Origin of the sequence: Actinomycetospora atypica (assembly GCF_042653685.1) — a bacterium.
Taxonomy (GTDB): domain Bacteria; phylum Actinomycetota; class Actinomycetes; order Mycobacteriales; family Pseudonocardiaceae; genus Actinomycetospora; species Actinomycetospora atypica.
Window position 1 is genome coordinate 66,201 of the sequence record NZ_JBHSIV010000003.1, and the last position, 24,069, is coordinate 90,269.

Genomic DNA, 24,069 nt, shown 5'->3' on the forward strand with positions numbered 1-24,069 from the left:
GCTCTCGTGGCGCGTTGCGTCGCGCAACGTGACGCTGCGCGCCTGGTCGACCCGCGCCGAGCGTGTGCGTACCGCGCGCGGCCACGTCGTCCGCTGCTGTTCCCGGGCGCGTTGCACGGCGCACACAGCGAGGCCGTCTCGCGCTGCTCCTGTGCGGCGTTGCGTCGCGCAACGTGGTGCTGGAGCCGGGCGTTCCGTGCCGGCGTGCGCGCGGCACAACGCGATGCTGGAGCTGGGCGATCCGTGCCGGCCGTGTGCGCGGCGCAACGCGGTGCTGGGGCCGGGCGATCCGTGCCGGCCGTGTGCGCGACGCAACGCCGACGTCAGGACCCGAGGACCTCGCGCAGCCGCGCGGCGAACGCCGTCGCCTGCCCCGGCCACGGCCCGTCCTCGGCGGCGAATCCGCCGTGGCCGCCCGGGAAGACGACGACCTCGTCGCCGAGGAGCTCCGCGGTCGCGCGGGCGGTCCGCCCGGTGAAGGTGTCGCCGGTCTCCTCACCGACCGCGAGGAGCACCCGGGTCGGGGCGGCCCGGAGGGCGTCGACGTCGGGGTGGTACCGGACGACCGCCAGGGACCGGTCGCTGAGCAGCGGGTCGTCGCGGGAGCCGTCGTCCTCGGTCGGCATGCCGAACATCGCCGGGTCGGGTGCCGGCTGCGCGAAGTACTCCTCGGTGTACTCGCCCGACCAGGACGTGTACGCGATGAACGCGGCCATGCCCGCGCCCCAGCCGCGCTCGGCGTAGGCCCGGCGGAAGCCGTCGTAGCCGCGCTCCGCGGCCTCGGTGTCGGGCAGCACGCCGATGAGCGGCGGCTCGTGGGCCACGAGAGTCACGATGTCGTCGGGAAAGGCCGCCACCCACGCGAGCGCCGTGACGGCCCCGCCGCTGGAGGCGAGCACGTCGACGGGGCCGCCCCCGAGCTCGGTGACCAGCGCGTGCAGGTCGGAGGCCTGGACCTCGGGCGCGCTCGTGACGATCCCGTCGGAGCGCACCGAGCGGCCGAGTCCGCGCGGGTCGTAGGTGATGACCGTGCGGTCGGAGAGGTGCGAGGCGAGGGCGTAGAAGCCGTCGGCGGACATCGGCTGGCCGATCATCACCAGCGGCCGCTCTCCGCCCGAGCCGTGCACGTCGTAGACCAGCTCGACCCCGGGCAACGACAGCGTCCGCGTCTCCACGACGCGGTACGGTAACAGGACCGACTAGTCCTGGGAACGCCACAGCCAGAGCAGGCCGAGCACCGGCAGGATGAGCGGGAAGAAGCCGTACCCGATGCCGAAGTCGGTCCAGACCGTGTCGTCCGCGAAGTCCTCGGGCGCGAGCAGCGTGAAGAGCCCGACCCCGATCACGCCGACCAGCTCGATCCACACCGCGGTCAGCGCGAGGGTGCGCCGCCGGAACCCGATCGCGAGCGCCGCGACGATGTAGACGGCCGCGGAGAACGCGGAGAGCAGGTAGGCGAGCGGGGCCACCGAGAACTGGGTCGCGAGCTGGTAGACCGACCGCGCCCCGGCCGAGATCGCGAACAGGATGTAGACCGCGAGCAGGACCTTCCCCGGCCCGCTGTTGATGCGACGGACCTCAGGCACCGGTCGCCTCCCACACCTGGGTCGTCCGCAGCACCAGGACCGCCACCGTGAACCCCGCGATCGCGAGCACCACCGAGCCGTACCGGTTGCGCTCGCCGTAGGCCAGGGCCGCACCGATCGGGAGCACCACGAGCAGGGCGATCAGGTATCCGACGATCTCCGCCACGGCCCCGCCGGTCCGCCCGCCCTGGACGACGAGCAGCACCACCGCGATCACGGCCTGCACCAGCGCGACGACCTCGATCCCGACGAGGGCGAGCCGGTGGTGGTACGTCGGCGCCTGGTCGACGAGGGCCGACACGGCGCACCACAGCGCCCAGGCCAGGCTCGCGAGCCCGAGCACCCAGGCGACGGGAACGATCACGCCCCCAGTATGGCCGCGGTGGGCGTCGGGCACTCGGGTCGGGGCGAGCGGAGCGACGGGGAGAGGATCAGTCCGTGCCACCCCAGGATCTCGCCCGCACCCTGCGCGACCTCGACGGTCAGAGCTACGCCCGCTACAAGTCGCTCTCCGGGACCTGGCCCCTCGACGGGGGCTCGCTCGAGATCGTCCGGGTCCAGGCCGACCCGTTCGCCCCGCCCTCGCGCGTCCGGGTCACCCTGCCCGGCGCGGCCCCCGAGGCGGCCACCCGCACGCCCGACCGTCGCCGAGCCCATGCCACGTTCCTGCTGCGCCGCCTGCGCCGCGCCCTGCGCGACACCCCGCTGCACGTCGACGCCGGCGGCCCCGAGGTGCTCGACCGCAGCGCCGGGCGGGTGCTTCGGGCGAGCGCAGCGACGGGGGATGGTGCTGCCGACGGCACCGTCGTGATCGAGCTCGGCGCCCCGCTGCCCGGGCCGCGGCGGCGCATCCTCGGGAAGGAGGCCGCGACGCTGTTCGGGGAGACGTTGCCGGCCGCGGTCGAGGCCCTGCGCTGGGAGAACCTTCCCGACGATGCCAAGCGTTCGGCCACGGCGTTCGTCGAGACCGTGGAGGACGCGGTCGCGCTGCGGGACGGCCTGGCGGAGCGGCGGATCGTCGCGTTCGTCGCCGACGGGGCGGTGCTGCCCCGGCGCTCCGGCGTCGACGACCGCCCGCTCGAGGACGCCACCGCGTTCGTCGCGCCGCCCGAGCTGCGCGTGGAGATCCCGACGCCGAACGCGGGGACGGTCGTCGGGATGGGCGTGCCGGAGGGCGTGACGCTGATCGTCGGCGGGGGCTACCACGGCAAGTCGACGCTGCTGCGCGCGATCGAGTCGGGGGTGTACGACCACGGGCCCGGCGACGGCCGCGAGCGGGTGGTGGCCCGGGCCGACGCGGTGAAGGTGCGGGCCGAGGACGGGCGCAGCGTGGTCCGCAGCGACGTCTCGGCGTTCGTCTCGCACCTGCCCAGCGGCGCGCCGACGGAGGACTTCTCGACGACGAACGCGTCGGGCTCCACCAGCCAGGCCGCCTCGATGGTGGAGGCGGTCGAGGCCGGGGCGGGGGTGCTGCTGGTCGACGAGGACACCTCGGCCACCAACATGATGATCCGCGACGCGCGGATGCAGCAGCTCATCGCGACCGAGCCGCTCGTGCCCTTCGTCGAACGCATCCGGCCCCTGCACGCCGAGCTCGGGGTCTCGTCGGTGCTGGTGATGGGCGGGTCGGGCGACTACCTGGGTGTGGCCGACACGGTGATCATGATGGACGCCTACGCCGCGTCCGAGGTGACCGCGCGGGCGCACGAGATCGCGGCGGCCTCACCGGGGCGGGTCGCCGAGCACAGCGGGTTCCCGGCGGTCGCGCGGCGGGTGGTCGATCCGTCGTCGCTCGACCCGACCGGCCGCAAGGGTCGCTCCCGGGTGACCGCCCGCGGGCTCGACACCCTGACCTTCGGCGAGGACGAGGTCGACCTCGACGCGGTGGAGCAGATCGTCGACCGCTCCCAGGTGACCGGCATCGGGCGGGCGCTCGCCCTGCTCGGGGATGGGGTGCTCGACGGGACGATCCCGCTGGGCGAGGGGCTCGACCTGCTCGACGCCCAGATCGCCCGCGAGGGGATCGACGCCCTGCGCGAGGGCCCCCGCGACGCCACCGACCTCGCCCTGCCGCGCCGGCACGAGGTGGCCGCGGCGCTCAACCGGCTCCGGTCCGTCCGGATCCGGTCGTTGCTGCGCTGACGGTCCGTACACAGACAGAACGAACAGCGCTGGGCCGAACGAGTGGAGACCGGCCGGTAGGTCGCACGCAATCTGTCCCTGCGTACCGATGCTGTGGGAGGTTCGGGCGTCACGGGACCGACCGGGGGAGGTCGGGCCGCGAGGACGAGGGACACCCGATGACCGACGACCTGATGGTGCGCACGGACGACGAGCGGCGCTGGGACTTCTACCGGGCCGCGCTCGATGCGTGGGTCGACGCCGCCGGGCGCGCGCCGCTGCCGCGCGACCCGGCCGACGACGAGCCGCCCCGCACGCGGCGCTGACGCCTCAGAACTGCGCGATCTCCTCGTCGGAGTAGCCGACCTCGCGGAGCACCTCGACGGTGTGCTGGCCGAACGTCGGGGGAGGGCCGGACGGCGTCGCCGGGGTGTCGCTCGCCTTCACCGGGAAGCCCGTCCCGTAGTAGGTGCCCACGCCGGGGTGGTCCATCTCCACGTGGTGGCCGCGCTCGTACGACCAGTCGGTGGCGTAGAGGTCGTCGAGCGAGTTGATCGGCCCGGCCGGGACCCCCTCGACGTCGAACGCCGCCGCCCAGTGCGCCGCCGGCTTCGTCGTCATGACCTCCTCGACCAGCGCCATGAGCTCCTCACGGTGCTGGGCGCGGTCGGCGTTCGTCGCGAAGCGGGCGTCGTCGAGAAGGCTCTCGAGACCGAGGACGCCGCAGAACCGCTGCCACAGCCGCTCGCTGCCCACGGCGACCACCAGCGGCCCGTCGGCGCACGCCATCGCCTGGTAGGGCACGACCGTGGGGTGCGCGACGCCGAGGCGGCGGGCGCGGCGCTCGTCGTGGAACACGGCCTGGGCGGCGTAGGTGTGCCAGACGGTCTGGGCGTCGAGCAGGGAGACGTCGAGGTACTGGCCGCGACCGGTGACGTCGCGGGCGCGCAGGGCCATGAGGACCCCGACGATCGCCCACGTCCCAGCGTTGAGGTCGGCGACCGGCAGCCCGATCTTCGTGGGCGGTCCGTCCGGCTGTCCGGTGAGGCTCATGATCCCGCCCATGGCCTGGGCGAGGACGTCGTAGCCGGCGCGCTCGCGGTAGGGCCCGGTCTGGCCGAAGCCCGAGATCGCGAGGTGGATCAAGCCGGGGTTGTCCGCGGACAGCGTCGCGAAGTCGAGGCCCCAGCGCTCCAGCGTCCCGGGGCGGAAGTTCTCGACGAGCACGTCGCTGCGTGCCGCGAGCCGGCGGACGGCGTCGCGGCCCTGCTCGGTCTTGAGGTCGAGGACGACGCCGCGCTTGTTGCGGTTGGTCGAGAGGTAGTACAGCGACTGCCGGTCCTCGTCGCCGATGAACGGTGGGCCCCAGCCGCGGGTGTCGTCGCCGGCGGGTGGTTCGACCTTGACGACGTCGGCCCCCATCTCGCCCAGCCACTGCGTGGCGAACGGGCCGGCGAGCACTCGCGACAGATCCAGGACACGGATGCCCTCCAGAGGACGCACGATCACCGACCCTATGCTCGATCGATGCGCACGGTCCCGGTGGTCCTCGTCGCCGGACACCTCGGCGTCGGCAAGTCCTCCCTGGTCAACCACCTCCTGCGCCACGCGGACGGGGTGCGCATCGGGGTCGTCGTGAACGACTTCGGGGCGCTCGGGATCGACGCGATGCTGGTGGCGGGGCAGGCCTCGTCGGTCACCTCACTGGCCGGCGGGTGCCTCTGCTGCGTCACCGACGCCGACGGCCTCTCGGCCGTGCTCGCCGACCTGGTCGCGCCGGCCACCGGGCTCGACCTCGTGGTGGTCGAGGCCAGCGGGCTCGCCGAGCCGCGGGAGCTGGTGCGGCTGCTGCTCGCCTCGCCCGACCCGCACGCCGTGTACGGCGGCCTCGTCTCCGTCGTCGACGCCCGCGATCCCGACCTCGACCACGCACGGCTCGCCGACCTCGTCGTCGTGAACGGTCTGGACCTGTGTCCCTCGGCGCCGGCGGCCCTCGAGGCGGTGCGCTCGGTGGCGGCGGGGGCGGTCGTCGGGACCTCGCACGGCGCACTCGACCCGGCCCTGCTCGTCGACCCGGTACGACGACCGCAGCCCGCGCAGCTCACGTTGGACGCCCTGCTGCGCGAGGCCGACGGCGAGCACCCGCACGTGGGGGCGGAGACCGTGTCGTTCACCTCCGAGCAGCCGCTCGACGCGGGTCGGCTCGCGGCGTTCCTCGAGTCGGGCCCGCGGGGAGTGGTGCGGGTGAAGGGGATCGTGCGCCTGCCCGACGGCGGGGCGGCGGTGCCGTCGGAGGAGGTGCCCGACGTGTGGGAGGTCCAGACCGTCGGCACCGCGATCCGCGTCCGTCCGGCCCCCGGGCGCCTGACGACGCGTGGGGCGCGGCTCGTGCTCATCGGCACCGGGCTCGACGAGGCCGCGCTGTGCGACGGCTTGTCGGCGTGCGTGGTGGGGGAGGACGAGGCGCCGCCGTCGGAGCACGCGGCGCTCGCCCTCACCCGGTACCGGATCGACCTCGCCACCGCCTGACGGGTCGAGCTCAGCCGGGGATGGTCGCGTGCATCTCCCAGACCAGCACCTCCGCGTCGCGCGAGGCCGTGAGGCGCTGGCCGCCGGTCGCGGTGAACCGCACGGCGTCGCCCGCGCCGAGCTCGCCGACACCCTCGAGGTCGACGGCGCCGTCGGTGACGAACAGGTGCAGGAACGGCGCGTCGGGCAGCTCCAGCGACGTGCCGGCACCGGGACGGGCGGCGTGCAGGGCGGCGTAGCGGTTGTGGATCGAGATCGCGGTGTCGCCCGCGTGCTGCGGCATGCCCGAGGCCACCGGGACGAGACCCCCGGAGAGCAGCTCGGCGTCGACCTCCTGCTGCTGGTAGCCCGGGGTGACCCCGGCCTCGTCGGGAAGGACCCACATCTGCACGAAGTGCACGGGCTCCCGGGCGGCCTCGCCGTGCGCGGCGTCGAAGCGCCAGGAGTCGTTCTTCTCCGAGTGCAGGATCCCGGTGCCGGCGCTCATCCGCTGGGCCAGCCCCGGGTAGATGACCCCGGAGTGGCCGCTCGAGTCCTGGTGCACCAGCGACCCGCGGACCACCCACGTGACGATCTCCATGTCGCGGTGCGGGTGGGTGTCGAAGCCGGTGTCGGGGTCGACGACGTCGTCGTTGTTGACCAGCAGCATCCCGTGGTGGGTGTTGCGCGGGTCGTGGTGGCGGCCGAAGGAGAAGGAGTGCTTCGAGTCGAGCCAGCCCCACTGCGTGGAGAACCGGTCGGCGGCGCGACGGACGTCGACGCCGGGCGTGAGGGTCACCGTGCTCACTGCTGCTCCTGGCGGGTCTGGGTGGGGTTGAGGACGGGGTCGGTGGTGCCGACGCCGCAGTCCGCGGCCTCGACGTCCCAGCCGGCCCGGGTGGCGCCGGCGCGGTAGGCGCTCTCGTAGAACGCGAGCGCGGCGGCGATCGGGTCGCCGGTGGCCTGCGCCTCGGACAGGCGCAGCACCGCCAGGTGGGCGCCCCGGGCCGGGACCCAGCGCGCACCGGTCGGCTCCAGGGCCGCCTCGGCGAGGCCGGCGGGCTCGGGGGCGGTGTAGGAGTAGAAGGCGGGCTCGGGGGTGTCGGGGTCGCCGAACCAGAAGCCCGAGCTGATCACCTCGCGGGAGTAGGCCTCCCGGGTCACCGGGTCGGTCTCGGCCGTGAAGTGGACCGGTCGCTCGGCGAAGCGGGTGACGGCGATGTCGAAGGTGTGCCAGAAGTGGTGCACCGGGCTGGTCTTGCCGGAGTAGCGCGCGGCGAACTGCTCGAGCAGCAGGTTCACCTGGCTCAGCAGGGTCCAGTAGCGCGTGACCGCCGCCGGGTCATAGGTGGCGTGCTCGGTGTCCTCGGCGAAGGGGCGGTCCGCGTCGGGCAGGTCGAAGGGCGTGGGCGCCGCGATGCGCACGTCGAGGTCGAGCGCGGCGAGACCGGCGTGCAGGTCGGTCCAGAAGGTCGCCACCGAGTGACCGGCGAGGGGGAACGACCAGCGCCCGCCCTCGATCGTCGTGAGGTCGAGGCGGTGGTCGACCAGGTCGAGGTCGATCGTGAAGACGCGGACGCCGTCGGTGCTCATCGGGCGGGTGGTCAGTCCGCGGCCGGTGAGGTGCAGCGGCACGTTCCACCAGTGGTTGCGTCGCGGGCTGGCCGCGAGCCGCACCTTGCCGACGATTTGCACGAACCGGTGCAGCGTCTCGCGGGTGCCGGTCCAGGAGTCGTAGGGCAGGGCGGGGAACGGGGTCGTCGTGCTCATCGGGGCCACCTCGGGTGTCGGCGCGGATCTACAGGACGTGCTGGCCGTACATCTCACCGAGCGGGTCGGCGATGAGCTCGATGCGGGCCCCGTCGGGGTCGCGGAAGTAGACCGACACGCCGCTGTGCACCACGTGCTCCACGCCGGCCGCCTCGAGGCGGCCCACCAGCTCCGCCCATCGCGCCTCGTCGACGCTGATCGCGAGGTGGTGCAGCCCGCCGAGGACCTCGGCGTAGGGCCCGACCTCGAGGCCGGGGAAGTCGAAGAAGGCCAGCAGGTTGCCGTTCCCGAGGTCGAAGAAGAAGTGCGACGAGCCCGGGTAGTCGCGGTTCTCGATCAGCTCGGTCAGCGGGAAGCCGAGCACGTCCTGGTAGAAGCGCACGGTCCGTTCCACGTCGAACGAGATCAGCGCCGTGTGGTGGATGCCGCGCGCGGTCGACGCCGGACGCGACGCCGCCGGGCGCAGGTGCGCCTCCCGGATGCGGGCCCGCTCGGCCTCGTGGTGCTCGGTGCTCTCGACGGTCTCGGTCACGGCGTCCTCCCGAAGTAGATGACGCATCAACTATCCCTGGCTGTGGTGGACGTGTCAACTACCCGGCTACGCTGGGGTCGTGGGCGAGGGGACGCGTTGGCTCGACGACGCCGAGCAGCGGGCGTGGCGGGCCTACCTCGCGATGCAGGCGCGGCTGCAGGCGCAGCTCAACCGGCGCCTGCAGGCCGGTTCGGGCCTCTCGCTGTCCGACTTCGACGTGCTGGTGGCGCTGACCGACCACGGGTCGGACCCGATCCGGGTCGGCGAGCTGTGCGACCTGCTGCAGTGGGAGAAGAGCCGGCTCTCGCACCACCTCGCCCGCATGCAGCGCCGTGGGCTGCTCGCCCGCGTGGAGTGCGCCGACGACGGCCGCGGCGCCGAGATCGTCCTGACCGACGAGGGGCGCGCGGCGATCGACCGGGCCGCACCGGCGCACGTCGCCGACGTCCGCGAGCTGGTGTTCGACGTGCTCGACGACGAGCAGGTGCGGGCCCTCGAGGCCATCGGGCGCTCGGTGGCCGAACGCGTGGACGACCGGTCCCGCCCGGCCTGACCGGGTGCGCCCGGCTTGACCGGGTGCGACCGGGCGGCCACGGTCTGCGGGATGGCCAGCACGCCGGACGAGACCCGTGACGGGGTCGCCCTCACTCATCTCGACCAGGAGCTGCTGGCGGGGGACGCCGTCACCAAGCGCGCCCTCGTCGACCACCTCGACGCGGTCGCCGACCGGATGCTGCCGCTGCTGCGGGGCCGGCCGCTGTCGGTGGTGCGTGCCCGCGGCGACCAGCGGTTCATGCAGAAGAACCTGCCCAAGGGCGCCCCGGACTGGATCCGCAGCGTGACGTTCTGGTCCGAGAGCTCGCAGCGCGACGTCCACTACGCGCTCGCCGACGACCGCGCGACCCTCCTGTGGTTCGCCAACCAGCGCTCGATCGAGTACCACGTCCCGCTGACCACCGCCGAGGAGCCCGGCGTCCCGACCCACCTCGTCCTCGACCTCGACCCGCCCGAGGGCGCCGACCTCGCGCCTGTGATCACCGCCGCCCGCGCCGTGCGCGAGGTGCTGCGCGAGGCGGGGTTCGACCCGGCCGTGAAGACCTCGGGCGCGAAGGGCCTGCACGTGGTCACTCCGATCCGTCCCGCGGCCATGGAGGACGTGCACGCGGCCACGCGCGCGGTCGCCGCACGCGCCGAACGCCTCGAACCGGCCGTCACGACGACCGCCTTCATCCGCGCCGACCGCGGCGGCAAGGTCTTCCTCGACGCCACCCGGGCCGGCGGGGCCACCGTCGTCGCCGCCTACAGCCCGCGGGTCCGCCCCGGACTCCCGGTCAGCTGCCCGGTCGACTGGGACGACCTCGACGCCGTGGTCCCGGCCGAGATCACGGTGGCGACGCCGCGGCGCCTCCTCGACGGCCCGAGCTGGGCCGAGCGCCTCGGCGAGGCCCGCGACATCCCGGCCGACCTGATCGAGGAGGGCCGCACGATCCCGGTGGCCCGGGTCGCGGCGATGCACGAGGGCAAGCGCCGCAAGCGGGCCGCCGCGAAGGAGGACCCGGCGGGCTGACGGGCCCCGCTGCTGCGGGGTCCGGGGTGTGCGAGCGCTGCGGCGCGCGACACCTCGCCCTGCTCGGCGAGCCCGACCGGTTCGCGGCCGCGCTGGAGCCCCTGATGGGTTGCCTCGACAACGCGCCGCACTGACCGGTACCGTCGGTACCTAGTACACCGACGGAAGGACACTCACATGCTCGGGGACATCGCCGGTATCGGGCCGGTCAAGGATGCGCTGATGACCACCAACGCGCTGCTCGAGAAGGTGCTCGAGGAGCTGCAGCGGACCAACCAGAGCCAGCTCGAGGCCGTCGTGACCGAGCTCGTCGCGGTGCGCGAGTCGGTCGACCGGCTGGTCGCCGGCCAGGAGTCGCAGGCGGCGGCCGCGGCCTGAGGTCGGCGGGTGGCGGCCACGGGTACCGGGCACCCGGCGCCCATGGCTGACACCCGCAACGGTCCCGACCTGCACCCCATGACCGAGGAGCTGGCCTCCGGCGCCAACTTCGCCTCGGTCGCGACGATCCTGCCCAGCGGGCTCATCCAGACCCAGGTCCTGTGGGTCGGGATCAAGGACGGCCGGCTCGTCCTCAACACCGAGACCCACCGCAAGCGCTACGAGAACCTGCGGCGCGACCCGCGGATCACGGTGCTGATCCGCGACGAGTCCGACCCCTACCGCTACGCGGAGGTGCGCGGGCACGTCACCGACTTCACCACGGGCGACGAGGCCCGCAAGCACATCGACGAGGTGGCGCAGCGCTACACCGGGCAGGACTACCCGCCCGAGGCGATCAAGTCCGAGCGCGTGATCCTGTGGATCACCCCGGAGCGCCAGACGATCATCGACCAGAACGTCGACACGAGCGACTGAGTCACCTCAGTCCTCCTCGTGCACGCCCTCCGGGCCCTCCGCCCGGAGCCGGGCGGCGTGGTCGCGCTCGTGGCGCGCGAAGCGCCGGGCCTCGTCGGCGGCGCCCCGCAGGCGATCGGCGGCGTCCGGGCGCTGCCGGGCCGCGTCCTCGTAGGTCCGCGCCACGCCGTCCTCGGACTCGGCGATCGACTCGGCCAGGCGGGCGATACGGCCGGCGAGATGGTCGCCGTGCTCCCGCGCCCGGGCCAGCGCGACCTCGACCGGTTCGGGGTCGGGGGTCGGTTCGTCCGGCATCGGGCCTCCGCGGGATGGGGCGTCGGGGCCGCACCCCTCCTACGATGGCGCGACCGTCACGCACCGGTTTCCCGGAATCGCGTCCCGCGTACTCGTCGGGCCTCGGCAGGGCGGGTGACGGGGCGGGGGAGGGCATGGACGGGACCGGGCTCGTGGGTGTCGGCGCCTCGGCCGGCGGGGTGGAGGCGCTGCTCGAGCTCGTCGAGGGTCTCGCCGCCGACCTGCCCCTGGCCCTGCTGGTGGTCCTGCACCAGGCGCCGACCGCGCCTACGGTGCTGCCCGACATCCTCGACCGACGGTGCGCCCTCGACGTCGTCGCGGCCCGCGACGGCGACCCGCTCCGCGCGGGCCGGGTGCTGGTGGCACCGCCCGACCGGCACCTGCACGTCGACGACGGCCACGTCCGGCTCTCCCCGGACCCCCGGGGCAGCCCCCACCGGCCCAGCGTCGACGTCCTGTTCCACTCGCTGGCCGTCGCGGCCGGGCCGCTCGCCACGGGCGTCGTCCTGAGCGGGATGCTCGACGACGGCGCGGTCGGGCTCGCCGAGATCGTGGACCACGGGGGGACGGCGCTCGTGCAGGACCCCGACGACGCGCTCCACCCCGGGATGCCGCGCGCCGCCCTGGGCCGGGTGCCCGACGCGCTCGTCGTGCGACCCGCGATGATCGGCGCGGCGCTCGCGGAGATGGCCGCGACCGCGCCGCGGCCCGAGGACGACGTCGACGGTGGGAGCAGGACCCGGTGAGTGACTCCGACGACGCCGACTTCGCGGCCCTCCTGCAGTTCATCAGGGACGTCCGCGGGTTCGACTTCACCGGCTACAAGCGCTCGAGCGTCCAGCGCCGCGTGGAGCGCCGGATGCAGCAGCTCGGGGTGGACACGTTCGCCGACTACCTCGACCGGCTCCAGGTCGACCAGGACGAGTTCACGGTGCTGTTCAACACCGTCCTGATCAACGTCACCGCCTTCTTCCGCGACCCGGAGGCCTGGCGCGAGCTCCAGGACGAGATCCTGCCGCAGCTCCTCGCGGCCAAGTCGGGCGACGACCCCGTCCGGGTGTGGTCCGCCGGGTGCGCCAGCGGCGAGGAGGCCTACGGACTCGCGATCCTGCTGGCCGAGGCCCTCGGCCCGGAGGCCTTCCGCCGGCGCGTGAAGGTCTACGCCACCGACGTCGACGAGGACGCCCTCGCCACCGCCCGCCAGGCGACGTACTCCGACAAGGAGCTCGAGGGGCTGCCCGCCGAGCTGCGCGAGCGCTACTTCGAGTCGAGCGGCTCCCGCTCCACCTTCCGCACCGACCTGCGCCACCGCGTGATCTTCGGGCGCAACGACCTCGTCCAGGACGCCCCGATCGGCCGGCTCGACCTGCTGGTCTGCCGGAACACGCTGATGTACCTCAACGCCGAGACCCAGGCCGAGGTGCTTCGACGCTTCCACTTCGCGCTCGCCGGGCAGGGGGTGCTGTTCCTGGGCAAGGCCGAGATGCTGCTCAGCCACACGCGGCTGTTCCTGCCGATCGACCTCAAGCGCCGCTTCTTCCGCAAGGCCGACCAGATCGACCCGACCCGGCGGCCGCTCGCGCCCGGCGGCCGGACGGGCGAGGGCCGGGAGTCCCGGCTCGAGGACGAGACCCTCCTGCTCAGCCCCCTCGCCACGCTCGTCGTCGACGGCGACGAGGTGGTCACCCGGGCCAACCAGCGGGCCGGGGCCCAGCTCGGGATCACCTCCCGGGAGATCGGCCACCGCTTCCCCGACCTCGACCTCTGCCAGCGCATCGGGGGGCTGCGGGCCGCCTACGAGGACGTCCGCCGCCTGCGCACCCCCGTGTGGCAGCACGAGGCGCGCTACGCCCGCTCGTCCACCGAGACGCTCTTCTTCGACGTCCAGCTCGTCCCGCTGTCCCCCGCCCCCGACGGCCCGTCCGTGGCGATCTTCTTCTCCGACGTGACCCGCCACCAGCGGATGACCGAGGAGCTCCAGGTCGCCCACCGGCAGGTGGAGACCGCCTACGAGGAGCTGCAGTCCACGGTCGAGGAGCTGGAGACGACCAACGAGGAGCTCCAGTCGACGGTGGAGGAGCTGGAGACGACGAACGAGGAGCTCCAGTCCACGGTCGAGGAGCTGGAGACGACCAACGAGGAGCTCCAGTCCACCAACGACGAGCTGCAGTCGATGAACGACGAGCTCCGCGAGCGCACCGGCCAGCTCGACGAGGCCAACGACTTCCTGGAGTCGGTCCTCGGCAGCCTGCGCACTGCGGTCGTCGTGGTGGACACGGAGCTGATCGTGCGGGCCTGGAACGGACAGGCCGACGACCTGTGGGGCCTGCGGGCCGACGAGGCGGTGGGGCAGCACCTGCTCAACCTCGACATCGGCCTGCCCACCGAGCGGCTCCGCCCCCTCGTCCGGGAGGCGCTCAGCGGGGAGATCGGCCACGACGGCGTGCTGCACACCGAGGCGGTCAACCGACGGGGGCGCACCGTCGCGCTCGCGGTGTCGGCCTCCCCCCTGACCCTGCGCAGCAGCGGCCCCACGGGCGCGATCGTGCTCATGGACCAGCTCGACCGCCCCGTCGCCGGGGCCACGGGCCCGTCGTGACCGGGCCCGACGAACGCGACGCCGAGCTGGTCCGGCGCGAGGCCGCGGGGGACACCCGGGACGCCGCGGCCGACGACCGGGACACCGCGGCGGACCGGCGGGAGGCCGAGGCGGACGCCCGCGAGGAGCGGGCCGACGAGCGGGAACGGCGGGCGGACGCGCGGCAGGCGGCCCAGGACGAGGCGCGCGGCGGGCCCGGCACCGGCCAGGCCGAGCGGTGGCGGTCGGCCGAGGAGGCGCTCGACCGGCGCGATGAGACGGTCGAGCGCACGGCGGAGAGCCTCGAGCGTTCCCGCGAGGCGCTCCGGCGGTCCCGCCGCGTCGTCGACCGTGAGCAGGGGGAGATCGACCGGGAGTCCGACGCGAGCCGGCGCGACCGCCCCTGAGGGGGCTCCGCCCGTGCTCGGGGCGTCAGCCGCCCGGCCGCGCGAGCTCGCCCTGGCGGCGGGCCTTCTCCGGCTCGGACGTCGCGCGGTTGTCGACCACCTGCTGCTTCGTCGCGGCGTCCCCGCCCACCACGTGGTCGTCGCCGGCGAGCAGGGCCTCGATGCCCTGCCGGGCCACCTCGGTCCGGTCGTTCTTCCAGCTGTTGTCGCCGAACACGGTGTCGCCCATGCCGGCGTTCGCGTGGAAGTCGGAGTCGGTGGCCCCGGGCAGCAGGGCGGTCACGACGATGCCGTGCTCGCGGAGCTCCTCGCGGATCGACTCCGCGAACGAGAACCCGAAGGCCTTCGTCGGGCCGTACACCGGCTCGTAGGGGGTGGGTGTGGTGGCCGAGGTGGAGGAGACCACGAGGATGCGGCGGTCGCCCGCGCCGTCGGCGAGCATCGCACGGACCACGCGCTTCGCGAGGTGCACGGTGCCCGCGCAGTTGATCGCGATCATCCGCAGCTCGTCGTCGAGGTCGGTGTCGGCGAACGCGCCGCCCACCCCGATCCCGACGTTGAGGCAGGCCACGTTCACCGGCCGCCCGAGACCCGCGACGAAGGACCAGAAGCCCTCGACGCCCTCGTAGGTGGCGAGGTCGGCCTGGTGGGGGTACGCCTCGGCGCCGAGCTCCCGGAGCCGGTCCGCGGCCTCGAAGACCCGCTCGCTCGACCCGGAGATCGCGACGTCGTAACCGCGGCGGGCGAGCTCGGCGGCCAGCTCGTGGCCGATGCCCGACGAACCACCGCTGACGAGGGCCAGGGGACGGGTACTGGTATCCATGGTCGCGGGGTGCCTCCGGCTCGTGAGCACTAATCCGTGCCTGAACACGGATTAGTGCTCACAGGCCGGAGGCACCCCGCGACCATGCCGGAGGTCGTGCTCCTCATCGGGCTGCAGGCCTGCGGGAAGACCACCTTCTACCGGGAGCGGCTCGCCGCGACCCACGCGCTCGTCTCCAAGGACGCGATGTCGCGCTCGGCGCGCCGCAAGGAGGACCGCCAGCGCCGGGAGCTCGCGGCGCTGCTGGCCGAGGGCCACGACGTGTGCGTCGACAACACCCAGCCCTCGGCGGCCGAGCGGGCCGGGGTCATCGCCGTGGCCCGGGCGCACGGCGCCCGGGTGGTCGGGTACTGGTGGCCGCCCGACCCGGAGCTCTCCCTGCGCCGCAACGCCGCCCGCTCCGAACCCGTGCCCGAGGTCGGCCTGTACGCGGCGCTCGCCCGATGGGAGGAACCCCGTCCCGACGAGGGCTTCGACCGCCTGGTCCGGCGGTGACCGGTCAGTCGTCGTCGCTGATGATGTCCATCGGTGCCGAGGTGGGGGAGCCCCCGTCCTCGCCGCGCTCGTGGTCGGCCGCCAGCCCGGCCGCCACCTCGTCGAGCGAGGAGTAGACCCCCTCGGGCAGCACCGTCAGGGCGTGCAGCACGTCCTCGTCGGCGTCGCCGTGCTCGGTGGCCCGTTCGAGCAGGGTGTTCCGCTGCGCGGGGAACTCGGTGTCGCTCAGGGCCTCACGGGCACGGTCGATGACGCTGGACATGCCCGGTGAGTTGCCGGTGGACGAGGCCGGGCAAACCCGGGGGCCCGGCGGGACGACCTCCGCAGCTCCTGGATTGCCCGGCGGGGGGACGGGCCATCCCCGGGCTCATGGCCACTGAGTTCGACGTCGTCGACCTGTCGCGGTTCCAGTTCGCGACGACGAGCATCTTCCATTTCTTCTTCGTCTCGTTGACCGTCGGACTGGCCTTCCTCATCGCGGTGATGGAGACCTTCGCCTACGTCGACCGCAAGCGCGGGGCCACGGCCACTACGACCGCATGACCAACTTCTTCGGGCACCTCTTCCTCATCAACTTCGCGGTCGGCGTGGTCACCGGGATCGTGCAGGAGTTCCAGTTCGGCATGAACTGGAGCGAGTACTCCCGGTTCGTGGGCAACATCTTCGGGGTGCCGCTCGCCCTCGAGGTGCTCATGGCGTTCTTCCTCGAGAGCACGTTCATCGGGCTGTGGTGGTTCGGCAAGGACCGGCTGCGGCCGTGGATGCGGCTGGGGTCGATCTGGCTCGTCGCGATCGGCACCCAGGTCAGCGCCTTCTGGATCGTCCTGGCGAACGCCTGGATGCACCGCCCGGTCGGGTACCAGATCCTCGACGGGCAGGCGGTGCTCACCGACTTCGGCGCGGTCGTGTTCAACCGGAAGGCCTGGCTGTACTTCGCGCACGTCCAGGGCAGCGCCTGGACGGTCGCCGCGTTCTTCGTGCTCGGGATCTGCGCCTTCCACCTGCTGCGCCGCCGCGACGTCGAGGTGTTCGCCCCCGCCCTGCGGATCGCGCTGGTCTTCGCCGCGGTCGGCACCGTGTTCTCCGCGACCAGCGGGCACACCGAGGCGCAGGCGGCGGTGGTCGACCAGCCGATGAAGTTCGCGGCGATGGAGGCCCAGTGGGAGACCTCGGAGTCGCCCGCGCCGTGGTCGCTGTTCGCGGCGATCAACCAGGGCGCGCGCCGCAACGACGTCAGCGTCGAGATCCCCTACGTCGGGTCGCTGCTGGCCTACAACTCCCTCGAGGGCCGCTACGAGGGCCTGAACCAGATCGACGAGCGGTACCGCCAGCTCTATGGGCCCCGGGACTACGTCCCGCCGGTCGCCTGGGTCTACTGGTCGTTCCGGATCATGGTGGCGATCGGGTCGCTGCTGCTGCTCACGGCCTTCGTCGGGCTGTTCCTGTGGTGGCGGCGGCGGGAGCGGCTCGTCGAGACGCGGTGGTTCCTCCGGGCGCTGGTCTACCTCGTGCCGCTCCCGTGGATCGCGAACTTCACCGGCTGGATCACCACCGAGATGGGCCGTCAGCCGTTCATGGTCCAGGGCCTGCTCACCGTCGACCAGGGCGTCAGCGCCAACTCCGCCGGGGAGGTCCTGGCGGGTCTCGTCGGGCTCTGGGTCGTCTACCTGGCGCTGATCGGCCTGGACGTCTACCTGCTCTCGACGACGGCGCGGGCCGGGGTGAGCGGGCGGCCCGCGGCCGAGCTGCAGGCCGCGCCCGCGCCGGACTACGCGAACGCGACCTACGGCCGGGAGGACTGAGCCGTGGACCTGGTGACCCTGTGGTTCTGGCTGATCGCCGGCACCTTCACCCTCTACTTCTTCCTCGAGGGCTTCGACTTCGGCGTCGACCTGCTGCGCCCGGTCCTGGCGCACACCGAGGCGGAGGAGCGGGCGCTGACCGGCACCATCGGGCCGTTCTGGGACGGCAACGAGGTGTGGGTGCTCGCCGCGGCCGGGGTCATGTTCTCGACGTTCCCGGTCTGGTACGGCGCCCTGTTCTCCGGGATGTACCCGCTGTTCGTGCTCGTCCTGCTGGCTCTGCTGCTGCGCGGGGTGTCCTTCGAGTACCGCAACCAGGTCGACCGGCAGCGCTGGCGCGACACCTGGGACTGGGTGAACTTCGGCGGCAGCCTCGTGCCCTCGTTCCTCTGGGGCGTGATCATGGCCAAGCTCATCGAGGGCCTCGCGCTGGACGGCGAGCGCCGGGTCCTCAGCGGGTTCGGCGACCTGTTCACCCCGTTCTCGGTCGTCGGCGGGATCGCGACGCTGCTGCTGTTCGTGCTGCACGGGGCGAACTTCCTGCTGCTGCGCCTGCACCCCGACTCCGCGCTGCACCGGCGGGCCCGCACCGCCGCGCTGCGGTGGGGGGCGCTCGCGACGATCGCGATCCTCGCGTTCGTGGTCATGGGCTACGTGACCGAGGGACTGTTCGCCGACTTCGGGGTGCTGCCCTGGGTGTTCCCGCTCGCCGCGGCCGCGACGTTGGCGACCATCTGGTTCGCGCTCACCCGCCGGCTCGACCGGCTCGCCTTCGCCATGAGCGGGCTGACGATCGTGTTCTCGACGATCACGATCTTCGTCGCGCTGTACCGCCGCCAGGTCGTGCTGCCCTCCACCCTCGACCCGGCCTTCGACCTCACCCTCGCCGGATCGGCCAGCCGGCCGCTCACCCTCGAGCTCATGACCTGGGTCGGCGCGATCTTCCTGCCGCTGATCATCGGCTACCAGGTCTGGAACTACTACGTGTTCCGCGAGCGCGTCCGCCCCGACGAGGGCAGCCTCGCGAAGGGGTACTGACCGTGGCCCCCGGGCCCACCGCCCGCCTCCTGCGCCTGCCCCCGGTCCGCCGCCTCGCCGTCGCCACTGCGGTGCTCGCCGTGCTGGTGTGGGGGCTGCTGCTCGTGCAGTGGTCGCTGGTCGCCGCCGTGGTCGTCGGGATCGTCGAGGGCCGGACGACCCCAGGCCCGTCTATCGGCCTGCTCGCCGGGGCGCTGGCCGCGTGGGCCGCCCGGGCCGCCGTGGTGGGGCTGCGCGACCTGCTGGCGGCCCGCACGTCCTCCCGCGTGCGGCGCGACGCCCGCCGCGACCTGGCGGTGGCGCTGCTGCGGCGGGGCCCCGAGGGCGTCGACGGTGAGCGCGCCGGGGAGCTGGCCACCACCGCCGGGGAGGGCGTCACCCGGCTTGACGGCGTCGTCGCCCGGTTCGTGCCCGGGGCGGCGACGGCGGCGGTCGTGCCACCCCTGGTGGCGGCGGCCGTGCTCGTGCTCGACCCGGCCGCCGGCGCTCTGCTCCTGCTCGGCGGGTTGCTCGTCCTGGTCTTCCTGTGGCTGGTCGGCACGCGGGCGGCGCAGTCCTCGCGGGAGCAGTGGGAGACCCTCGGCCGGCTGGGCGCGCTGCTGGTCGACACCCTGCGGGTGCTGCCGGTGCTCGTGTCCACCGGACGGGCTCGCGGCAGCGTCCGCTGGCTGGCCGGGATCAGCGAGGGCTACCGCGCCGCGACGATGCGCGTCCTGCGCACGGCGTTCCTCTCCGGGTTCGTGCTGGAGTTCGGCGCGACCCTGTGCACGGCGCTCGTCGCGGTGACCGTCGGGGTCCGGCTGTTCGAGGGGCAGGTGCCGTTCGCGACGGCGCTGCTGGTGCTGCTGCTGACCCCGGAGTTCTTCGCGCCGCTGCGCGCCCTCGGGGCCGACCACCACGCGAGCCTCGAGGGCCGCCCGGCCGCGGAGCGGCTGTTCGCGCTGCTCGACGAGGCCGGACCCGCCCCCGGCGGACGGCCGGTGCCCCCCGGGGTGCCGGCGGTGCGCCTCGCCGGCGTGGTGCTGCGCCGCGAGGGGCGCACCGTCCTCGACGGGCTCGACCTGGACCTCCCGCCGGGCTCGCGCACCGCGCTGGTGGGGCCGAGCGGGGCGGGCAAGACCAGCGCCGTCCGGCTGCTGCTCGGGTTCGGCGACCCGGACGCGGGCGCCGTGCTCGTCGGCGGGGTGCCGCTGACCGAGCTCGACCGGGAGGCGTGGCGCGCCCGTGTCGCGCACGTGCCCGAGCGCCCCTGGCTGCTCCCGGGCACGGTGGCCGAGAACGTGCGGCTCGGCCGGCCCGATGCGACCGACGAGGAGGTCGCGACCGCGCTGCGCCGTGCGAACGCGTGGGCCTTCGTCGTGGGGCTGCCGCGGGGCGTCGACACCCCGCTCGGCGAGGACGCGGCCCGCCTGTCGGGCGGGGAGCGCCTGCGGCTCGCGCTGGCCCGCGCGTTCGTCAAGGACGCGGCCCTGGTGGTGCTCGACGAGCCGACGTCCCAGCTCGACGCGGCCGGCGAGGTCGAGGTGCTCGGCGCCGTCGACGAGCTCGCCCGCGGCCGCACCCTGCTCACCGTCACCCACCGCGAGGCGCCGCTCGCCCTGCACGACCGGGTCGTGGAGATCGCGGCGCCCGACCGGGTGGCGGCGTGACCGCGCCGCTGCTCGGTGTCCTGCGCCTGGTGCCGCGCGGGCGGGCCGCGCTGGGCGTGGTGCTCGGGGCGCTGGTGATCCTCTGCGGGGCCGCGCTGCTCGCCGTCTCCGGCGCGCTGATCACCGGGGCCGCGCAGCGCCCGGAGACGCTCCTCGTGCTGCTGCCCCTCATCACCGCCGTACGACTGTTCGGGGTCGCCCGGCCCGTGCTGCGCTACGCCGAGCGCCTGGTGACCCACGACCTCACGTTGCGCCTCGTCGGGCGGCTGCGCGCCGGGCTGCTCGCCACGCTCGTCCCGCTCGCCCCGGCCGCGCTCACCGGGGCCCGGGGCGGGGACCTGCTCGCCCGGGTCCGCGCGGACGTCGACGAGCTGCAGGGCGTGGTCGTCCGCCTCGTCGCGCCCGCCGTCGTCGCCGGGCTGGCGGGCACCGTCGCCGTGGCGCTCACCGCGCTGGTCTCGCCGCCGCTCGCCGGGGTGCTGGGCGTGCTGCTCGTCGTGCTCGGGGTCGTCGTTCCCGTCGCCGCCCGCCGCGCCGGCCGGAGCGGCGCGACCGCCGCGGCCGCCGCCGACGCCTCGCACGGCGCCGACGTGCTCGACCTCGTCCGCGGGCTCGCCGACCACGCCACCGGCGACGGCGGCGCCACCGCCCTGCGCCTCCTCGACGCGAGCCTCGACGACCAGGCCCGCGCCGAGCGCTCCGAGGCCCGGCTCACCGCGGTGACGACGGCACTGCGCGAGGGCGTCCCCGCGCTCGGTCTGCTGGCGGCGCTCTGGCTGGTTGGCCGGGATGTCGCGGCGGGTACCACCGCCCCGCTCCTGCTCGCCGCGGCCGCCCTGGGGGTGCTGGGCGCGTTCGAGGCCGTCGGCGGGCTGGGCGCGGCATACGCCGCGGCCGACGGCGTCCGCGCCGCCGCGGGCCGGGTCGCCGAGCTCGGGGCGCGGCGTCCTGCCGTCACCGACCCGCCGTCCCCGCGTTCCCGACCGGACGACCCCGCCCTCCGGTTCCGCGCGGTCACCCTCACCTACCTCGGCGCGGGCACGGCCGCGCTCGGCGGGCTCGACCTCGACGTCGGCGCCGGGGAGAAGGTCGCCCTGACGGGACCGAGCGGCGTCGGCAAGAGCAGCGTGCTCGCCCTGGCCCTGCGTGCCCGCGACCCCGACGTCGGGACCGTCACCCTCGGCGGGGTCGACCTGCGCGAGCTCTCCCTCGCCGAGGTGCGGGCGGCGTCGGCGTGGGTGCCGCAGGCACCCACGCTGCTCGGGAGCAGCCTCGCGGCGAACCTGCGCCTGGGCCGCCCCGACGCCACCGACGCCGAGCTGGTCGAGGTGCTGCACACCGTCGGGCTCGACGCCCTCCTCGACGCCCCCGGGCTCGACGGGTGGGTCGGCGAGGGCGGCTCCCGGCTGTCGGCCGGCGAGCGCGCCCGGGTCGGCCTCGCCCGCGCCCTCCTCGCCCCGGCGCCCGTGCTACTGCTCGACGAACCGACCGCGCACCTCGACGGGCCGCTCGCGGCCCGCCTCCTCGACCACCTCGCCGGCCTGGACCGCGGCGTGCTGCTGGTCACCCATCGTCCCGACGCGCTCGACGGGCGGTGGCGGACGGTCTCCCTCACGGCCTGAGCGGGCGGGCGAGCCGGGCGTGGTCAGGCCCCGGCGGGCTCGAGCAGGAACAGCGGGACCTCGCGGCCGGCCGCGGAGGCCTGCTCGCGCAGACCCGCGAAGAACGGGTAGAGCTCGTCGGCGTAGGCGAGCCAGCTCTCCCGCTCGTCGCCCTCGGCGACGCGGGCGGTCCGGAGCGATCGGTCGGCGCCGTCCTGCAGCTGCACCGTCGGGTTCGTCGTCAGGTTGTGGAACCAGCCCGGCTGGCGGGCCTGGCCACCGGCGGCGGCACCGATCGCGTAGACCCCGTCGCGCTCGATGCGCATCAGGGCGACCTTGCGGAGCTTGCCCGAGCGCGCCCCGCGCATCGTCACCACGACCACGGGTTCGCCCTGCATCGTGGCGCCCTCGCGGCCGTCGGTGCGTTCGTAGAGCTCGACCTGGTCGCGGGTCGTCGGATCGGAGCTGGGGACGTACTCGCCGTCGAGCAGGGTGCCGGTCATGTCGTTCGCTTCCTTCCAGCAGGGGGGTGTCGGTGTCGAGGGGTCGAGCCGATCTCAGAGGGCGATGACCGTCTTGCCGACGCTCCGGCCGGACTCGACGAGCGTGTGCGCGGTCCGCATGGTCGCGGCGGTCAGGCCCTCGAGGGTGGTCGTCACGATCGGCCGCAGGCGGCCGGCGGCCACGTCGTCCGCCGCCCGGGCGAGGATCCGGCCCTGGCTGCCGGCGTCGCCGGCGAGGATCCGGCTGAAGACCATCTCGGCGTGCAGCGACAGCGACTTCCCGACGATCGCGCCCAGGGCCATCGGCCCGGGGTCGTCGATGAAGGCCAGGTGACCGAAGGGTCGCAGCACCTCGACGATCGACGCCAGGTTGCCGCCGGTGCCCGAGGTGGAGAACACGAGGTCGACGGCGTCGATCCCGGCCGCGCGCAGCTGCGGGGCCAGGTCGGCGTGGTGGTCGACGACCAGGTCGGCCCCCATCGCCGTGGCCCACTCCCGCGACTCGGGCCGCGAGGCGGTGCCGACCACGAAGGCGGACGTCCGCTTCAGCAGCTGTGTGGCCATCGAACCCACCCCGCCGGCCGCGCCGACGACGAGGACGCGTCCGACGCCGGCCGGCAGGGTGTCCTGGTCGCGGAAGACCGCCTCCCAGGCGGTGAGGACGCCGATGGGCAGGGACGCGGCGTCGGCGAACGTGAGCCCGTCGGGGATCGTGGCGACGACCCGGTGGTCGACCGCGACGCGCTCGGCCCAGCTCCCGTCCCGCGTGACGTCCCCGGTACCCATCACCCGGTCGCCGATCGCGAACCCGGCGGACGCGGAGCCGGTCGCGAGGACCACGCCGGCGAACTCCCAGCCGAGGACGACCCGGCCGCCGGGCTCGGCGCTGCGGGTCCTCCGGATCGCGGCCTCGCCCGGGTGATGCCGACCGCGCGGACCTCGACCAGCAGGTCACCGTCACGGAGCTGCGGTTCGGCGACCTCGACCAGGTCGACGGCGAAGGCGTCGAGCGTGTGCGCCTCCTCGTAGGCGAGTGCTCTCACGACGGGCCTGCCCCTCGGCTGCAGTAATGATGACGGGTGACATCACAAGCCCGCGCTCCGGGAGCTGTCAAGGGTGTGGCGGACCTTTTGATGGTGAGCGTCATCGAAAACGGCTAGAGTTCGCGTCAGGACGGGTCTCCGGCCGGGAGGGTGGGCGACGTGCCTCGCATCACGCAGGAACAGAAGCGGCTCAACCGCGAGAAGATCGTCACCGCGGCGGGCGAGGGCTTCCGGCAGCGCGGCATCGACGGCGTCGGCATCGAGGCGCTGATGAAGGCGGCCGGCATGACCCACGGCGGCTTCTACAACCACTTCGCCTCGAAGGACGCCCTCGCCCTCGAGGTCCTCCACCAGGGCTTCACCGACTCGCTGGCGACGCTCGACGCCATCCGCGGGGCGCACCCCGGCTCGGCGCGCGCCGCCCTGCACGCGATGGTCGACCAGTACGTCGACGCCGGGCACCGCGACCACCCCGAGGCCGGGTGCCCTTCGGCGGCCCTCGTCGCCGACGCCGGCCGCCACGGGGTCGCCGCCCAGGCCGAGTACCGCCGGGGACTCGACGGCTACTTCGACGCCATCGCCGAGATGCTGGTCGACTGCGGCCGCGAGTCGGGCACCGAGCTCGCCCCGGCCGAGGCACGGGAGCGTGCCGTGGCGCTGTTCAGCCAGATGGTCGGAGCGCTGCTGCTCTCCCGCGCCATCGCCGACACCGCGCCGGAGCTGTCGGACGAGGTCCTGGAGGCGAACCGGAGACGGCTCGGGGCCGTGTGACCGCGTGCCCGGGCCGGTGGATGGTGCCCCCGGCAGGATTCGAACCTGCGCCACCGCCTCCGGAGGGCGGTGCTCTATCCCCTGAGCTACGGGGGCGGTACCGGGGACGAGCCTAGCCCATGCCCG

The 24,069-nt window shown here is 74.2% G+C and carries 29 protein-coding genes and 1 tRNA gene; 17 read left to right on the top strand and 13 right to left on the bottom strand.

Annotated elements, in window-relative coordinates:
• Window positions 1–323: 323 nt before the first annotated feature.
• From ACFPBZ_RS03530 to ACFPBZ_RS03540, 3 genes are read right to left on the bottom strand one after another with little or no spacing between them, the layout of a single operon-like run.
• Window positions 324–1,175, bottom strand: a complete 852-nt coding sequence (locus ACFPBZ_RS03530) for an alpha/beta fold hydrolase (RefSeq protein WP_378034618.1) — start codon at window positions 1,173–1,175, stop codon at window positions 324–326.
• Window positions 1,176–1,199: 24 nt separating this feature from the next.
• On the bottom strand, window positions 1,200–1,586 hold the full coding sequence (locus ACFPBZ_RS03535) for a hypothetical protein (protein ID WP_378034619.1): 387 nt from the start codon (window positions 1,584–1,586) through the stop codon (window positions 1,200–1,202).
• The gene (locus ACFPBZ_RS03540) at window positions 1,579–1,950 is read right to left on the bottom strand and encodes a hypothetical protein (protein WP_378034620.1); all 372 of its coding nucleotides are present in this window, start codon (window positions 1,948–1,950) and stop codon (window positions 1,579–1,581) included. Before ACFPBZ_RS03540 ends, ACFPBZ_RS03535 begins: the two co-directional genes overlap by 8 nt.
• 74 nt (window positions 1,951–2,024) lie before the next feature.
• On the opposite strand from ACFPBZ_RS03540, the gene ACFPBZ_RS03545 reads away from it, so the two are divergent.
• Window positions 2,025–3,728, top strand: a complete 1,704-nt coding sequence (locus ACFPBZ_RS03545) for a P-loop domain-containing protein (protein WP_378034621.1) — start codon at window positions 2,025–2,027, stop codon at window positions 3,726–3,728.
• Window positions 3,729–3,886: 158 nt separating this feature from the next.
• Entirely contained in the window at window positions 3,887–4,033 is a 147-nt protein-coding gene (locus ACFPBZ_RS03550; RefSeq protein ID WP_378034622.1) for a hypothetical protein, read from the top strand.
• Window positions 4,034–4,037: 4 nt separating this feature from the next.
• Here ACFPBZ_RS03550 and ACFPBZ_RS03555 read toward each other — a convergent pair whose 3' ends face one another.
• Window positions 4,038–5,216, bottom strand: a complete 1,179-nt coding sequence (locus tag ACFPBZ_RS03555; protein ID WP_378034623.1) for a CaiB/BaiF CoA transferase family protein — start codon at window positions 5,214–5,216, stop codon at window positions 4,038–4,040.
• 18 nt (window positions 5,217–5,234) lie between these two features.
• Here ACFPBZ_RS03555 and ACFPBZ_RS03560 point away from each other — a divergent pair, with 18 nt between their 5' ends.
• Window positions 5,235–6,236, top strand: a complete 1,002-nt coding sequence (locus ACFPBZ_RS03560) for a CobW family GTP-binding protein (RefSeq protein WP_378034624.1) — start codon at window positions 5,235–5,237, stop codon at window positions 6,234–6,236.
• Window positions 6,237–6,246: 10 nt separating this feature from the next.
• Here the strand turns inward: ACFPBZ_RS03560 and ACFPBZ_RS03565 are convergent, their stop codons facing one another.
• From ACFPBZ_RS03565 to ACFPBZ_RS03575, 3 genes are read right to left on the bottom strand one after another with little or no spacing between them, the layout of a single operon-like run.
• Window positions 6,247–7,023 carry a pirin family protein gene (locus tag ACFPBZ_RS03565; RefSeq protein ID WP_378034625.1) on the bottom strand — a complete coding sequence of 259 codons (777 nt, stop codon included), beginning with the start codon at window positions 7,021–7,023 and terminating at the stop codon, window positions 6,247–6,249.
• On the bottom strand, window positions 7,020–7,985 hold the full coding sequence (locus ACFPBZ_RS03570; RefSeq protein ID WP_378034626.1) for a DUF5996 family protein: 966 nt from the start codon (window positions 7,983–7,985) through the stop codon (window positions 7,020–7,022). Before ACFPBZ_RS03570 ends, ACFPBZ_RS03565 begins: the two co-directional genes overlap by 4 nt.
• A gap of 28 nt (window positions 7,986–8,013) precedes the next feature.
• Window positions 8,014–8,544, bottom strand: coding sequence for a VOC family protein (locus ACFPBZ_RS03575; RefSeq protein ID WP_378034627.1), 531 nt, complete (start codon window positions 8,542–8,544; stop codon window positions 8,014–8,016).
• Window positions 8,545–8,659: 115 nt separating this feature from the next.
• On the opposite strand from ACFPBZ_RS03575, the gene ACFPBZ_RS03580 reads away from it, so the two are divergent.
• The 4 genes from ACFPBZ_RS03580 (at window position 8,660) to ACFPBZ_RS03595 (ending at window position 10,939) form a co-directional block, all read left to right on the top strand.
• Window positions 8,660–9,070 (top strand): MarR family winged helix-turn-helix transcriptional regulator, encoded by a 411-nt coding sequence (locus tag ACFPBZ_RS03580; protein WP_378034834.1) that lies wholly within the window; start codon window positions 8,660–8,662, stop codon window positions 9,068–9,070.
• 51 nt (window positions 9,071–9,121) lie between these two features.
• The gene (locus ACFPBZ_RS03585; protein ID WP_378034628.1) at window positions 9,122–10,084 is read left to right on the top strand and encodes a DNA polymerase domain-containing protein; all 963 of its coding nucleotides are present in this window, start codon (window positions 9,122–9,124) and stop codon (window positions 10,082–10,084) included.
• Window positions 10,085–10,261: 177 nt separating this feature from the next.
• Window positions 10,262–10,462 (top strand): hypothetical protein, encoded by a 201-nt coding sequence (locus ACFPBZ_RS03590; protein ID WP_378034629.1) that lies wholly within the window; start codon window positions 10,262–10,264, stop codon window positions 10,460–10,462.
• Between the two features lie 42 nt (window positions 10,463–10,504).
• Window positions 10,505–10,939 carry a PPOX class F420-dependent oxidoreductase gene (locus ACFPBZ_RS03595; protein WP_378034630.1) on the top strand — a complete coding sequence of 145 codons (435 nt, stop codon included), beginning with the start codon at window positions 10,505–10,507 and terminating at the stop codon, window positions 10,937–10,939.
• Between the two features lie 6 nt (window positions 10,940–10,945).
• Here the strand turns inward: ACFPBZ_RS03595 and ACFPBZ_RS03600 are convergent, their stop codons facing one another.
• Window positions 10,946–11,233: a hypothetical protein gene (locus tag ACFPBZ_RS03600; protein ID WP_378034631.1), complete on the bottom strand. Its 288-nt coding sequence runs from the start codon at window positions 11,231–11,233 to the stop codon at window positions 10,946–10,948.
• Between the two features lie 134 nt (window positions 11,234–11,367).
• On the opposite strand from ACFPBZ_RS03600, the gene ACFPBZ_RS03605 reads away from it, so the two are divergent.
• From ACFPBZ_RS03605 to ACFPBZ_RS03615, 3 genes are read left to right on the top strand one after another with little or no spacing between them, the layout of a single operon-like run.
• Window positions 11,368–11,979: a chemotaxis protein CheB gene (locus ACFPBZ_RS03605; RefSeq protein ID WP_378034632.1), complete on the top strand. Its 612-nt coding sequence runs from the start codon at window positions 11,368–11,370 to the stop codon at window positions 11,977–11,979.
• On the top strand, window positions 11,976–13,832 hold the full coding sequence (locus tag ACFPBZ_RS03610; RefSeq protein ID WP_378034633.1) for a CheR family methyltransferase: 1,857 nt from the start codon (window positions 11,976–11,978) through the stop codon (window positions 13,830–13,832). The genes ACFPBZ_RS03605 and ACFPBZ_RS03610 overlap by 4 nt, the downstream gene beginning before the upstream one ends.
• Window positions 13,829–14,218, top strand: coding sequence for a hypothetical protein (locus ACFPBZ_RS03615; protein ID WP_378034634.1), 390 nt, complete (start codon window positions 13,829–13,831; stop codon window positions 14,216–14,218). Before ACFPBZ_RS03610 ends, ACFPBZ_RS03615 begins: the two co-directional genes overlap by 4 nt.
• 25 nt (window positions 14,219–14,243) lie before the next feature.
• Here the strand turns inward: ACFPBZ_RS03615 and ACFPBZ_RS03620 are convergent, their stop codons facing one another.
• Window positions 14,244–15,041, bottom strand: a complete 798-nt coding sequence (locus ACFPBZ_RS03620) for an SDR family NAD(P)-dependent oxidoreductase (RefSeq protein ID WP_378034635.1) — start codon at window positions 15,039–15,041, stop codon at window positions 14,244–14,246.
• Window positions 15,042–15,125: 84 nt separating this feature from the next.
• Between ACFPBZ_RS03620 and ACFPBZ_RS03625 the strand changes: the two genes are divergently transcribed.
• Window positions 15,126–15,536 carry an AAA family ATPase gene (locus tag ACFPBZ_RS03625; RefSeq protein WP_378034636.1) on the top strand — a complete coding sequence of 137 codons (411 nt, stop codon included), beginning with the start codon at window positions 15,126–15,128 and terminating at the stop codon, window positions 15,534–15,536.
• Window positions 15,537–15,540: 4 nt separating this feature from the next.
• On the opposite strand, the gene ACFPBZ_RS03630 is transcribed toward ACFPBZ_RS03625, so the two are convergent.
• Window positions 15,541–15,798, bottom strand: coding sequence for a DUF2795 domain-containing protein (locus ACFPBZ_RS03630; protein ID WP_378034637.1), 258 nt, complete (start codon window positions 15,796–15,798; stop codon window positions 15,541–15,543).
• A 107-nt stretch (window positions 15,799–15,905) separates the two neighbouring features.
• Here ACFPBZ_RS03630 and ACFPBZ_RS03635 point away from each other — a divergent pair, with 107 nt between their 5' ends.
• From ACFPBZ_RS03635 to cydC, 5 genes are read left to right on the top strand one after another with little or no spacing between them, the layout of a single operon-like run.
• The gene (locus ACFPBZ_RS03635) at window positions 15,906–16,079 is read left to right on the top strand and encodes a cytochrome ubiquinol oxidase subunit I (RefSeq protein WP_378034638.1); all 174 of its coding nucleotides are present in this window, start codon (window positions 15,906–15,908) and stop codon (window positions 16,077–16,079) included.
• Window positions 16,076–17,338: a cytochrome ubiquinol oxidase subunit I gene (locus tag ACFPBZ_RS03640; RefSeq protein WP_378034639.1), complete on the top strand. Its 1,263-nt coding sequence runs from the start codon at window positions 16,076–16,078 to the stop codon at window positions 17,336–17,338. The genes ACFPBZ_RS03635 and ACFPBZ_RS03640 overlap by 4 nt, the downstream gene beginning before the upstream one ends.
• 3 nt (window positions 17,339–17,341) lie before the next feature.
• The gene (gene cydB / locus ACFPBZ_RS03645; protein WP_378034640.1) at window positions 17,342–18,376 is read left to right on the top strand and encodes a cytochrome d ubiquinol oxidase subunit II; all 1,035 of its coding nucleotides are present in this window, start codon (window positions 17,342–17,344) and stop codon (window positions 18,374–18,376) included.
• Window positions 18,377–18,378: 2 nt separating this feature from the next.
• Window positions 18,379–20,025 carry a thiol reductant ABC exporter subunit CydD gene (gene cydD / locus ACFPBZ_RS03650; protein ID WP_378034641.1) on the top strand — a complete coding sequence of 549 codons (1,647 nt, stop codon included), beginning with the start codon at window positions 18,379–18,381 and terminating at the stop codon, window positions 20,023–20,025.
• Window positions 20,022–21,647 carry a thiol reductant ABC exporter subunit CydC gene (cydC, locus tag ACFPBZ_RS03655; protein WP_378034642.1) on the top strand — a complete coding sequence of 542 codons (1,626 nt, stop codon included), beginning with the start codon at window positions 20,022–20,024 and terminating at the stop codon, window positions 21,645–21,647. Before cydD ends, cydC begins: the two co-directional genes overlap by 4 nt.
• A 23-nt stretch (window positions 21,648–21,670) precedes the next feature.
• Here cydC and ACFPBZ_RS03660 read toward each other — a convergent pair whose 3' ends face one another.
• Window positions 21,671–22,129 (bottom strand): nitroreductase/quinone reductase family protein, encoded by a 459-nt coding sequence (locus ACFPBZ_RS03660; RefSeq protein ID WP_378034643.1) that lies wholly within the window; start codon window positions 22,127–22,129, stop codon window positions 21,671–21,673.
• Window positions 22,130–22,183: 54 nt separating this feature from the next.
• Entirely contained in the window at window positions 22,184–22,969 is a 786-nt protein-coding gene (locus ACFPBZ_RS03665) for a zinc-binding dehydrogenase (RefSeq protein WP_378034644.1), read from the bottom strand.
• Window positions 22,970–23,331: 362 nt separating this feature from the next.
• On the opposite strand from ACFPBZ_RS03665, the gene ACFPBZ_RS03670 reads away from it, so the two are divergent.
• Complete coding sequence (locus ACFPBZ_RS03670) at window positions 23,332–23,943, top strand: TetR/AcrR family transcriptional regulator (protein ID WP_378034645.1); 612 nt, start codon at window positions 23,332–23,334, stop codon at window positions 23,941–23,943.
• 21 nt (window positions 23,944–23,964) lie between these two features.
• On the opposite strand, the gene ACFPBZ_RS03675 is transcribed toward ACFPBZ_RS03670, so the two are convergent.
• Window positions 23,965–24,039 (bottom strand) — tRNA-Arg (locus ACFPBZ_RS03675).
• Window positions 24,040–24,069: the final 30 nt, after the last annotated feature.

What these genes read in the sequence shown, in the direction of transcription:
- ACFPBZ_RS03550 (WP_378034622.1), top strand. Translation starts at nt 3,887, where the DNA reads ATGACCGACGACCTGATGGTGCGCACGGACGACGAGCGGCGCTGGGAC.
- ACFPBZ_RS03560 (WP_378034624.1), top strand. Translation starts at nt 5,235, where the DNA reads ATGCGCACGGTCCCGGTGGTCCTCGTCGCCGGACACCTCGGCGTCGGC.
- ACFPBZ_RS03570 (WP_378034626.1), bottom strand. Translation starts at nt 7,985, where the DNA reads ATGAGCACGACGACCCCGTTCCCCGCCCTGCCCTACGACTCCTGGACC.
- ACFPBZ_RS03575 (WP_378034627.1), bottom strand. Translation starts at nt 8,544, where the DNA reads ATGCGTCATCTACTTCGGGAGGACGCCGTGACCGAGACCGTCGAGAGC.
- ACFPBZ_RS03580 (WP_378034834.1), top strand. Translation starts at nt 8,660, where the DNA reads ATGCAGGCGCGGCTGCAGGCGCAGCTCAACCGGCGCCTGCAGGCCGGT.
- ACFPBZ_RS03585 (WP_378034628.1), top strand. Translation starts at nt 9,122, where the DNA reads ATGGCCAGCACGCCGGACGAGACCCGTGACGGGGTCGCCCTCACTCAT.
- ACFPBZ_RS03590 (WP_378034629.1), top strand. Translation starts at nt 10,262, where the DNA reads ATGCTCGGGGACATCGCCGGTATCGGGCCGGTCAAGGATGCGCTGATG.
- ACFPBZ_RS03595 (WP_378034630.1), top strand. Translation starts at nt 10,505, where the DNA reads ATGGCTGACACCCGCAACGGTCCCGACCTGCACCCCATGACCGAGGAG.
- ACFPBZ_RS03600 (WP_378034631.1), bottom strand. Translation starts at nt 11,233, where the DNA reads ATGCCGGACGAACCGACCCCCGACCCCGAACCGGTCGAGGTCGCGCTG.
- ACFPBZ_RS03605 (WP_378034632.1), top strand. Translation starts at nt 11,368, where the DNA reads ATGGACGGGACCGGGCTCGTGGGTGTCGGCGCCTCGGCCGGCGGGGTG.
- ACFPBZ_RS03620 (WP_378034635.1), bottom strand. Translation starts at nt 15,041, where the DNA reads ATGGATACCAGTACCCGTCCCCTGGCCCTCGTCAGCGGTGGTTCGTCG.
- ACFPBZ_RS03625 (WP_378034636.1), top strand. Translation starts at nt 15,126, where the DNA reads ATGCCGGAGGTCGTGCTCCTCATCGGGCTGCAGGCCTGCGGGAAGACC.
- ACFPBZ_RS03630 (WP_378034637.1), bottom strand. Translation starts at nt 15,798, where the DNA reads ATGTCCAGCGTCATCGACCGTGCCCGTGAGGCCCTGAGCGACACCGAG.
- ACFPBZ_RS03635 (WP_378034638.1), top strand. Translation starts at nt 15,906, where the DNA reads ATGGCCACTGAGTTCGACGTCGTCGACCTGTCGCGGTTCCAGTTCGCG.
- ACFPBZ_RS03640 (WP_378034639.1), top strand. Translation starts at nt 16,076, where the DNA reads ATGACCAACTTCTTCGGGCACCTCTTCCTCATCAACTTCGCGGTCGGC.
- ACFPBZ_RS03660 (WP_378034643.1), bottom strand. Translation starts at nt 22,129, where the DNA reads ATGACCGGCACCCTGCTCGACGGCGAGTACGTCCCCAGCTCCGATCCG.